At 59.3% G+C, this 1907-nt stretch carries 2 protein-coding genes; both read left to right on the top strand.

Annotation, left to right across the window (positions count from 1 at the left end):
• A partial coding sequence (locus OXG98_06140; protein ID MCY3771581.1) for a TonB-dependent receptor plug domain-containing protein occupies positions 1-1275 on the top strand: 1275 nt, incomplete at its 5' end.
• Positions 1194-1907 (top strand): TonB-dependent receptor (locus OXG98_06135; protein MCY3771580.1); only part of this gene is annotated, 714 nt, incomplete at its 3' end. The genes OXG98_06140 and OXG98_06135, both read left to right, overlap by 82 nt.

Genomic DNA, 1907 nt, shown 5'->3' with positions numbered 1-1907 from the left:
ATCAGTAAGAAATCCTCTCCGATAAGGATTATTATGCCTGAGATCGGAGGGCGCATGCACTTTATCAATCAAACTCCCAGGCTCTGGACGGCAAACTGGTCTGCTGTCCGGAACCTGACGTTTGTTACGGTACTGAGTGCCGTCTTCCTCACCCTCCCGGCAGTGGCCCAGGATACGCAGCCGGACGCCGGCAAGACTGCCCCGCAAGAATCTGCCCCAGCGACAGAGGTTACGCCTCTGGAAGGGATGGTGGTCACCGCCCTTAAGCGGGAGGCGATGATCCAGGACGTGCCGGTGTCAATGACGGCCTTCGATTCCGAGCAGATTGACGCCCTCAAGCTCCACGACCTGGGCGACCTGACGATCACCATGCCCAATGTGGCCTTCGATGACATCGGTCTGGCGCGCGGTTTCGCGAACTTCTCCATTCGCGGCCTGGGTATCAACAGCTCGATTCCGTCCATCGATCCGACGGTCGGTGTCTTCGTTGACGGCATCTACCTGGGAACGAACGCGGGGGTGCTGTACGATGCCTTCGATCTGGACAGCATCGAGGTCTTACGCGGTCCGCAAGGGGTTCTGTTCGGGCGCAACGTGGTGGGCGGTGCCGTCCTGGTCAACACCAAAACTCCCACCGACCACTATGAGGCTACGGTCCGCAGCGCGGTCGAAGGCGGCGGCAAAGCCCCGAATATGTACGTCTCGGGTACGTTCAACGCCCCGCTGACCGACACCCTGCGTACCCGCTTCACGATCTATTCCAATCAGGATCAGGGCTGGTTCGAGAACGAGTACGACGACCGGGCGTTCGGCGCGCGGGACACCCTCATGCTGCGGCCGGTCCTCTCCTGGCAACCTCTGGACACGCTGAGTCTGACGCTCCGTTACGAGTATCAGGACCGCGACGGCGATGGCGCTGCGGTCCAGAACACCGTCCGCTTCGACCGTCGGAGTCACGACTTCTCGGTCAACAACGATGGCTTCCTGGACACGAGGATGCACGTTTTGAGTACGAGACTGGATTGGGCCGTGGTACTGGGCAACGGTACGGTCACCAACATCTTTGGCTGGCGGGACGCGCAGGTCGATGCCCTGAATTCCGTGGATGAATTGGCTTCTACAACTGCCATACGCACCGCGGAGACTCAGCTCCGTGCGGCACAGTCTAGCTCAACGAGCTGCGCTACACCGGGGTGTTTTTCGATCGTCTGCAACTGGTCACCGGGTTATACTATTTTACCAATGCGAGCGATTACCATGAGCGCCGTCAGTTGACGGACGACCCCTCAGGCAGAGCCAGAGTGCAGAACGGTGGTGGCCTGTACGACGTGGACACGCTGGGGGTGTTCATGGCCGGGGACTACGACCTGACCAACTGGCTGACGCTGAACACCGGGCTGCGCTACTCCCGTGAAGAAAAAGAAGCCGACGTCACCACCATTGTCTTGGACCTCATACCGTGCAATATCGTGCATGGTCCGGCCTGTCCAAGCGATTTCCGAGACACAGAAACCTGGACCAATCTGTCGCCCAAGGTCGGGCTGAGCTACCGATACGATGACGACACTTTGATCTATGCCCACTGGACGCGCGGCTTTCGTTCCGGCGGCTATAATCTACGTAACACCCATCCCGACATTGGCCCCGGCCCCTTTGATGAAGAGCAGATCGACAATTACGAACTGGGCTTCAAAAGCACCATCGGTGGGCGCGCCCGTCTCAGCGGCGCTCTTTTCTTCAGTCAGATCGAAGACATGCAGCGCGAAGTCGCATTCGGCCTGCCCGACGGGGGCTTCGCCCAGGTGATCCGTAACACTGCGGATACCGATATTTTCGGGATTGAACTGGCAGGCTCTTTTGCGCTGGCCCAAGACCTCATACTGCGAGCTGCGATGGGCTATATCGAC

This window comes from Gemmatimonadota bacterium (assembly GCA_026706345.1).
Taxonomy (GTDB): Bacteria; JAAXHH01; JAAXHH01; order JAAXHH01; family JAAXHH01; genus JAAXHH01.
This window is presented reverse-complemented; position numbering and strand designations above follow the sequence as displayed.